The organism is Collinsella aerofaciens, from assembly GCF_040915425.1.
Taxonomy (GTDB): Bacteria; Actinomycetota; Coriobacteriia; order Coriobacteriales; family Coriobacteriaceae; genus Collinsella; species Collinsella aerofaciens_BW.
The window spans coordinates 27,178-36,186 of sequence record NZ_JBCPDN010000015.1 but is presented as its reverse complement, the minus strand read 5'-3'; the positions used below and the strand labels follow the sequence as shown (position 1 = coordinate 36,186).

Sequence of the window (9,009 nt, the reverse complement as noted above, 5' to 3'; positions counted from 1 at the left end):
CGGCCCGTTCTGGGCGCGCCTCAATCGTAGCCCGAGACGGTCCCGGGCTGACAATTTCGACTGTAATGGACGTTCTTGGTTTAAGGCTGGTCATTTATGTCTGTCCCCAATGAGTAGGTGCGGAAAGGGTGTGAATGTTTGATTTACGCGCTATGATGTGCCCTTGCATAGAGAGCCCGGCGGAATGGTAACGGTCGCCGGGACACGTTTTTGAAAGGACAATCATGTCAGAAGAACTTCGTTCCATCCCGCCCCAACACGGGTCCTTTGTTTTTACGTCGGAGTCGGTGACCGAAGGTCATCCCGATAAGATCGCTGACCAGATCAGCGACGCCGTCCTCGACGCAATCCTCGCCAAAGAAATAGAGCTCCAGGAGCAGGGCTACATCGCCCCCAACGGCGTGCCTGCCAACGTGGAGAACGTCCGCTGCGCCTGCGAGACCCTCGTGACCACCGGCACCGTCATCGTCGCCGGCGAGATTCGCACCCAGGCCTACGTAGACGTTCAGGAAATCGCCCGTGGCGTTATCCGCCGCATTGGCTACAACCGTGCCAAGTTCGGTTTTGACTGCGACACCTGCGGCGTCATGAGCCTCATCCACGAGCAGTCGCCCGATATCGCCCAGGGCGTTGACGAGTCATTCGAGACCCAGACCGGCGCCACCACCGACCCGATCGACCTGATCGGTGCCGGCGACCAGGGCATGATGTTCGGTTATGCCTCCAACGAGACCAAGACCCTCATGCCCATGCCACACTACCTGGCAAGCCGCCTGGCCGAGCGCCTGGCCACGGTGCGTCACGACGGTACCCTCGCCTACCTACGTCCCGACGGCAAGACCCAGGTCACCGTGCGCTACGAGGACGGAAAGCCCGTCGAGGTCACGACCATCGTCATCTCCACGCAGCACGCCGCCGAGATCGAGAACATGGGCAAGATCAAGGCCGACCTCATCGAGCACGTCATCACCCCGGTCATGGCCGCTGAGAACATGCCGTGGGATAACGCAGACATCTACGTGAACCCTACCGGTCGCTTTGTCGTGGGCGGCCCCATGGGCGACACGGGCCTCACCGGCCGCAAGATCATCGTCGACACCTACGGCGGTTACGGCCGTCACGGCGGCGGCGCCTTTAGCGGCAAGGACTGCACCAAGGTTGACCGCTCCGCCGCGTATGCCGCGCGCTGGGTCGCCAAGAACGTGGTCTCCGCCGGTCTGGCCGACCGCTGCGAGGTCGAGCTTGCCTACGCCATCGGCGTTTCCAAGCCCCTCTCAATCATGGTCGACACCTTCGGTACCGCACATGTTGCCGAGGACAAGATCGTTGAAGCCGTAGAGAAGACCTTCGACCTGCGCCCGGGCGCAATCATCCGCGACCTAGACCTGCGTCGCCCCATCTACGAAAAGACAGCAGCCTACGGTCACTTCGGCCGCGAAGACCCCGACTTCACCTGGGAGAAAACCGACCGAGTCAAAGAACTCAAAGCAGCCTGCGGCCTGTAAGCTAACGGCAAAAGCTACAGCCAAGAAACAACGCACCAAAAGAAGTACCGGCTCCAACCGGTACTTCTTTTTTTATTAATCCGGTGGTGAAGATGCTTCGATATGAGCCTACGCTGCGTCCCTAGCTAATGAATTTTGCCATCTAGCAACCCCAACCATGTATCCTTAGTCCCGAGGGGCGGGGCATAAGGTCGATCGCGAGTTCCGCACGAGCCGGAGAGCACTTAATGTGCTCTCCGTGCGAGCAGGACTGTCCGAGCAGGCGACCTTATGCCCCGCCCCTCGGGACGACGGGATAGAACAGGAGCGCATATGGCAGGCAAGCCGCAAACACTAGCTACGACCTCGGTATTCGAGATCTTGGGCCCCGTCATGGTCGGCCCCAGCTCATCGCACACCGCCGGCGCCCTGCGCTGCGCCCAAGTTGCCGCCAGCCTGTTGGAAGGCCGCATCACCAAAGTCACCTTTGGCCTGTGGAACTCCTTCGCCCACACCTACCGCGGCCACGGCACCGACCGTGCGCTCGTCGCGGGCATACTGGGCCTCGACACCGATGACGAGAACATCAAGCAGGCCTTCGACCTCGCACGCGAGCAGGGCCTCGAATATCACTTTGACATCAAGGGCGACGACGCGTCCATCCACCCCAACACCGTCGACATCGACATGGTCGACGACACAGGCGCCACGGCACAGATTCGCGGCGAGAGCCTGGGCGGCGGCAAGATGCGCATCAGCCGCATTAACGGCGTCGGCGTCGACATCTCGGGCATGTATTCCACGCTCTTCGTCGCGCACAAGGACGTCCCCGGTGTACTCGCCGCGCTCACCAACCTGCTCGCCTACGCACACGTGAACATCGCCTTCTGCCGCACCTACCGCACCGAAGTGGGCGGCCAGGCCTACTCCGTCTTTGAGACCGACGGCGCGCCCGACGACACCGTCGTCCCCATGCTACGCAAGCTCGACAATGTCGATTACGCAACGTTTATCGAGCTCCCCGGTTCTGCCTCGTCGCTCTCCCCCGGCGTCTCGGCCAAGGAGATCTTCGACGACGGTGAGCAGCTGCTCGATGCGTGCGAGGAACTGGGGCTCAGCATCGGCGCCGTTATGGCCGTGCGCGAGGCGCGTCTGACCGGCGAGGCCCACGCCGTCGCCGCCATGCGCCGCGTGCTCGACGTCATGCGCGAGGAGACCACGGCCCCCATCGCCAATCCGCAGCGTTCGCTCGGCGGGCTTATCGGCGGCGAGGCCAAGCTCGTCGAAGCCACCGGCCGCAACGATTTAAGTGCAAGCCTGATGGGCCCCGTTCAGACCGAAGCTGTGGCCCGCGCGATGGCCGTGCTCGAACGCTCCGCCACGATGGGCGTGATCGTCGCCGCCCCCACGGCGGGCTCCGCGGGCGTCGTCCCAGGCTGCGTGCTGGCGCTCGCCAATCGCCTGCAGCTCGACGACGAGCAGGTCATGGACGCGCTCTACTGCGCAGCCGCAATCGGCCTCAACCTCACCACAAGCGCCTGCGTTGCCGGCGCCGAGGGCGGCTGCCAGGCCGAAGTCGGAAGCGCCGCCGCCATGGCAGCCGCCGCGCTGGTGCAGATGCTCGGCGGCACGCCCGAGCAGGCGCTCGACGCCAGCTCCATCGCGCTAAGTAACCTGCTGGGTCTCGTTTGTGACCCCGTCGGTGGCCTCGTGGAAGTGCCCTGCCAAAACCGCAACGCCATCGGCGTGGCAGCGGCCTTTAGCTCGGCACAACTCGCCCTCGCAGGCATTAAGAGCCTGGTGCCGTTTGACCAGATGGCACATGTCATGCTCTCGGTGGGTCACGCGTTGCCGGCAACGCTGCGCGAGACGGCAAAGGGCGGCATCGCGCAGGCTCCGGCCGCACTTTCGGCCTGTGCAAAATGCGGTGTGTGCGGGTAGTGACCCTGAACGACTCGATAGTGGGACATTTGTCCCAGCTCTTTCGAATGCCACCGTTTCCGTACCACAAACAGTAGGGCAATCGCTATAATGCAAGCCCAGTAAAAACACGATGAACCGCAAGGTAAAAACACGATGAACCGCAAGGCGAAAATCGAAGGATATGCATACGATGTCGCAAAACGATCGAATTCAACTGATTCCCGATCCGCAGCAGCCGAGCAGGCACACCGGCGGCGTTCAGTCGCCGCGTCCTATCGCGCCGAGCCACGGTCAGCAGCGTAGTGCAGCAAACGCTTCCCAACACCCGAACCAACAGCGACAGCAGCGTCAACAACGTCAGCGGCGCCAGGCAAACGGCAATGCACCCAAGCAGCCCCCCACGCACGCTCGAGGCGATCGCGGCCCCGCGCGCAAGTCCGCCGAGAACAATAAGTCGGGCAAAAAGACGACGTTATTTGTCGTCCTGGGCCTAATCGTCATTGTCTATATAGTAGGCGTCGTAGCGTTTTCGCAGGTAGCCTACCCCAACACCACCATCGCCGGCGTCGACGTCTCGTTCTCCAACGCTTCGTCTGCCGCCACCAAGGTCAATTCGGCATGGAAGCACTATAAGCTCGCCGTGACAGGCGATGACTTTAGCTGGACCTATCAGCCCGAGTCCGATGAGCCCATCGTCGACGGCGAAGCTGCCGCAAAAGAAATCATCAGCCACAACGAAGCCTTTGTATGGCCGGTCCGCCTTGTGGAATCCTTAAGCGGCAAGACCAAAACAACCGCCACCCCCAACGAAGTCGATCTTGATCAAGACGTTGACCTGTCCATGCTCTCCGACACCTTTAACCAAAAGCAGTTTGAGAAGGATCTGGGCGCCGCCATCGACGAGTTTAACGAGGGCCGTTCGGGCACGTTCGAGGCCAATAGCTCCTATGACGAGCAGGCCGGCAAGTTTACCGTCGAGAAGGCGCGCTCCAACGAAAAACTCAACCGCGAGCATGTCATTAAGTATGCCGAGCTCGAGCTTGCCTCGCTGGCCGAGACCGTCGATCTTTCCAAGCTCGGCAACGATGCCTATGATCCTCTCAATGGCACGCTGACCGATGATCAGATTCAGGCCGCATGCGATGCCGCCAACAACTTCTTGGGCGTCAACGTGACCCTCAAGCTCAACGGCGAGGATGCCGGAAAGGTCGACGGCAGCTCCGTGTTGCAGTGGATCAGCTTTGCCGATCCGGCCAACCCCACGCTCGATACGTCGCAGATCAGTAGCTGGGCAGCCGAGCTCGCCAACGGCTTTAATACCGTGGGCTCCACTCGCTGGTGGACGCGCGCCGATGGCAAGCAGTGCGCCGTCGAAGGCGGTGACTTTGGTTGGTCCATCGACAGCAGCTCGCTCGCCAAGCAGGTCGAGGACGCCATTAACAACAAGCAGACCGGCGAGATCGAGATCAAGTACTCCCAGAAGGCCGACACCTTTACCGCAAAGGGAGAGCCCGACTGGAAGGCGTATATCGACGTCGACCTGTCCGAGCAGCACGCGCGCTACTATGACGAGAACGGTAATATCGTTTGGGAGGCCAACTTTATTTCCGGCAAACCGGGCGAAGACGCCACCCCCGAGGGCGTGTGGCAAATCAACAGCAACGACGGCGGCAGCACCCTGATCGGAGCCAAGGACCCCGAGACCGGTAAGCCCAAATACGAGAGCCCGGTGAGCTACTGGATGCCGTTCGAGGGCAATATGATCGGTTTCCACGATGCCACCTGGCAAAACGACAAGAGCTTCGATAATGCCGAGTCCTATAAATGGTGCGGTAGCCACGGCTGCATCAACCTGCGCCTGGCCGACGCCAAGGCACTGCACGATTGCATCAAAGTCGGCCTGTGCGTGGTTGTCCACTCGTAGTGCAACGCGCGCATTCCTACAACGTGGAACCGCTGCGACCAATCTAACAGTTCCGAAAGAAACCGTCCTATGCGCCCGCCCCAACCGGTGGGCGCATATAATTATCGAGGTTCTTTCTATAAAGGAGACGCTATGCCGAATGTCCCCACGATCACCCCGGGCCCAGATGATACCGAGCGCACGCCCGAAGGTGCCACCGAAACGTTTCCTCTGATTACAAACGTACATGCCGACAAGCAGAGCGGACGCGCGAACGATACGGCCGAGATTTCCGATGAAGAGGCATATGCCAAGCTCAAGGCAAAGCGTGCCGAACGCCGACGCAAAAAGCTGATTCGTCGCGGTATTGCCGCCGGCGTCGTGGGTGCCGTCGCGCTCATTGCCATTGTTGCAACCCTTGTTATCAATGTGCAGCCACAGGGCGCTAGCGGTCCTGTGACCGACATGGTGACCGAGGGCACGTTTACCACAACGGTCGAGGCGAAAGGCCAGCTCAAACCCATTTCGTCCTCAGTGGTCTCCCCTTCTGTCGACGGCACGGTCGATTCTATCAACGTGCAGGCAGGCCAATCCGTCAACGAGGGCGACGTACTTATGACCATTAAAAACGACGAGCTCGATCGCAACGTTGCCGAGGCGCAGCGTGCAGTTGCTGCCGCTCAAGAAGACCTCGCCAACGCGCAGAAAGCCGCAGCTGCTGCGCAGGCCACCCCAACGACGGACGTCGAGGGAGCTTCCGCAGCGGCTGGCGTCTCCGCCGCATCAGTGGACACGAACGCCGTATCGGCCGCGCAGCGCAGCCTCGCATCAGCCCAGGCAAACCTCGACCAGGCGAACGCCAAGGCCTCCAGTCGCACGGTCACGGCCCCGAGCTCGGGTAACATCGTGGAGCTCAATGCCAAAGTGGGCGCCACGGTTACAGGCGGCATGATCATGGGCGAAAGCGATACGAGCGGCGGCAAGCAGTGCATGCAGATCGCCGACCTATCTAAGATGAAGGTGACCGTGCAGGTGGGCGAAAAGGACATCGCCAAGATCGCCGTTGGGCAGAGCGCCAACGTCACGTATCCCGCGTTTCCCGATATCGTGAGCCAGGGCACCGTCACGGCTATCGCGTCGGTGGCAAACTCCGACGCCGCCAACGGTGGCGGCGGCAGCGTGACCTTTAACGTCGATATTCTCATCGAGGCGCCCGACGCGCGCCTGAAGCCGGGCATGACGGCCGAGGTCTCGGTGGTGACCGAGCAGCTCGACGACGTGGTGATGGTGCCGACGATGGCGCTCATGACCGAAGACGGCGAACACTATTACGTCAACGTCGCAACCGATGACGAGGGCAAGCAAACCCATCGCGTGAAGGTGACCGTCGTGACGCAAAACGACAACGAAGCCGTAGTCGGCAAGACACAGGTTAAGCGCGACGACCAGGGCAACGAGATCAACCCCAACGTTCCGGTTACCAAGCTGCGCGATGGCGACACCCTCGTCATGGACACCGGAGCGGACGCAACGGCTGACGGCGGCTACGGTGCGGATTCGGGCAGTATGTCTGCCGACGAGGGCATGTAATGCGTCCCGTTATCGACATCCGCAACGTGCACCGCATCTTTGAGAGCGTGGCGGGGTGCGCCCACATCCTGCACAACGTGAGCCTGGCGGTAAATCCCGGCGAATTCGTCGCTATCACCGGCCCCTCGGGCTCGGGCAAGTCGACGCTCATGAACATCCTAGGCTGTCTGGATAAGCCGACGGCGGGCGACTACTACCTGCAAGGGCTCAACGTGGCCGAGCTCGATGATGAGGAGCTCACCGAAGTTCGCGCCCTGAGCATTGGCTTTGTCTTTCAGAGCTTCAACCTGCTGCCGCGCCTGTCGGTTATCGAAAATGTGATGCTGCCGCTGGCCTACACCAATGTGCCCCGTAGCCAGCGCGAAATGCGCGCCGTGCACGCGCTGCAGGCTGTCACGCTGCCCTTCGACCACTGGGACCACCGCATATCCGAGCTCTCGGGCGGCCAGATGCAGCGCGTCGCAATCGCGCGCGCCCTCGTCAATGACCCGCCCATCATTCTGGCCGACGAGCCGACGGGAAACCTGGACTCCGCTACCGGAGCGCTTGTGATGGAAACCTTCCATAAGCTCCAGAAGCGCGGCAAAACCATCGTGCTTATCACACACGACCCCGGCATCGCCGCCGAGGCCGACCGTGCCGTGACCATCCGCGACGGTCGCATTCACGATGGCGCGTATATTCCACATGCACCGCGGACCCTGCGCAGCGCCGTGGATAGCCTGCCCAGGATTTCCGCCTCCGCCAACCCGCCGAAAGGAGAGATGGTATGAGCGCCCGCGATCTCATCCAGGAAGCCCTTCACTCGCTCGAAGCCAACAAGGGGCGCAGCCTGCTCACCATCCTGGGCATTGTCATCGGCATCGCCTCGGTTATCGCCATGACTTCGCTCATCGGCGGCATCCAAAACAGCCTGGTCAACAGTCTGGGCCTCAATGCGGCACGCATGGTGCAAATCTATTCGTCGCAAGAACTCACCGAGTCCGACATCGAGAAGCTTCAAAAACTGGTGCCGCAGATAGAGCAGATCGGCATTGTCGACAGCGCGTATACCGAGTACAAGACCGGCGATAAAAGCTATACCGTCATGGCACAGGGTGTCGATAGCGACATGCTCGACGCCGTGGGGGCCAGCAAGCTCGTTGCGGGGCGCACCTATTCCCAGGCCGAGTCCCAATCAGGCTCGCGCGTGGCGCTCATCAGCCGCGGCGGCGCCGATCAGCTTTACGGCAACGAACAGGATGCGCTGGGGAAAACCATCAAGGTGTCCAACGGCGAGGTGCAGATTGTAGGTGTGATTGATGGCGGCAACGACTCCATGGGCTCGCTCACGCTGTATATGCCGCGCGAAACCATCTCAGGCCTGTTTGGCGACGAAAATCCTTCATTCTCCAGCGTGACGGCTCTTGCCGCCGAGGGCACAGACATGGATGAGCTCTGCAAAACCATCGAGTCCAAGGTGCGCGCGATGAAGGGCATCGAGGAGGAGGACGAGTACGACAGTGTATCGGCGACCTCCATGAAAAGCGCCATCGATGCACTCAACTCCTTTATGGGCGCGTTCTCGCTCATCATGGGCGCTGTCGCCAGCATCTCGCTGCTTGTCGGCGGTATCGGCATTATGAATATGATGCTCACCAACGTGACTGAGCGCATCCGTGAGATCGGCATTCGCCGTGCCCTGGGCGCAAGTCGTCGCGATATCACCGCGCAGTTTTTGGCCGAGTCCTCGGCGCTGTGCGTCACCGGCGGACTGTTGGGTGTCCTGATTGGCTATCTGCTGGCATGGGGACTCACGTTCTTTGCCGCAAGCTCGGGCATCATGAGCGAATTTGGAGCTACCGGGACGATCACGCCAAGCTTCTCCATTACAACAGTATTGATCGCGTTTGCCGTATCGGTCGGCATCGGCGTAATCTTTGGCTTCTACCCCGCTCGCCGTGCAGCAAAGCTCGACCCGGTGGAATGCCTACGCTACCAGTAAGCCACCACCAACAAGTTGCGGTGAATTAGGGACTGAATATGCTATTTAGCAGCAAAAACAGACGCTATTTCACCGCAACTTATTGAAGGGCTGCTTGCGCCAGTTCCGTGCGTCGTCCTCGAGCG

The 9,009-nt window shown here is 61.0% G+C and carries 6 protein-coding genes; all 6 read left to right on the top strand.

All coding sequences use genetic code 11. From position 1 onward, the window contains the following. The first annotated feature begins 224 nt into the window (after window positions 1-224). The 6 genes from metK to AB5164_RS03530 all read left to right on the top strand — a co-directional run bounded on the left by metK (window position 225) and on the right by AB5164_RS03530 (window position 8,884). A complete protein-coding gene (gene metK / locus AB5164_RS03555; protein ID WP_368142195.1) occupies window positions 225-1,505 on the top strand; it encodes a methionine adenosyltransferase in 1,281 nt (426 codons plus the stop codon). Window positions 1,506-1,817: 312 nt separating this feature from the next. Then, the gene (gene sdaAA, locus AB5164_RS03550; RefSeq protein ID WP_368142194.1) at window positions 1,818-3,425 is read left to right on the top strand and encodes an L-serine ammonia-lyase, iron-sulfur-dependent, subunit alpha; all 1,608 of its coding nucleotides are present in this window, start codon (window positions 1,818-1,820) and stop codon (window positions 3,423-3,425) included. Between the two features lie 172 nt (window positions 3,426-3,597). Further along, entirely contained in the window at window positions 3,598-5,331 is a 1,734-nt protein-coding gene (locus tag AB5164_RS03545) for a L,D-transpeptidase (protein ID WP_368142193.1), read from the top strand. Between the two features lie 132 nt (window positions 5,332-5,463). Further along, window positions 5,464-6,900: an efflux RND transporter periplasmic adaptor subunit gene (locus AB5164_RS03540; RefSeq protein WP_271738077.1), complete on the top strand. Its 1,437-nt coding sequence runs from the start codon at window positions 5,464-5,466 to the stop codon at window positions 6,898-6,900. Then, entirely contained in the window at window positions 6,900-7,673 is a 774-nt protein-coding gene (locus AB5164_RS03535; RefSeq protein ID WP_368142192.1) for an ABC transporter ATP-binding protein, read from the top strand. Before AB5164_RS03540 ends, AB5164_RS03535 begins: the two co-directional genes overlap by 1 nt. Then, window positions 7,670-8,884, top strand: coding sequence for an ABC transporter permease (locus AB5164_RS03530; protein ID WP_368142191.1), 1,215 nt, complete (start codon window positions 7,670-7,672; stop codon window positions 8,882-8,884). The genes AB5164_RS03535 and AB5164_RS03530 overlap by 4 nt, the downstream gene beginning before the upstream one ends. Window positions 8,885-9,009: the final 125 nt, after the last annotated feature.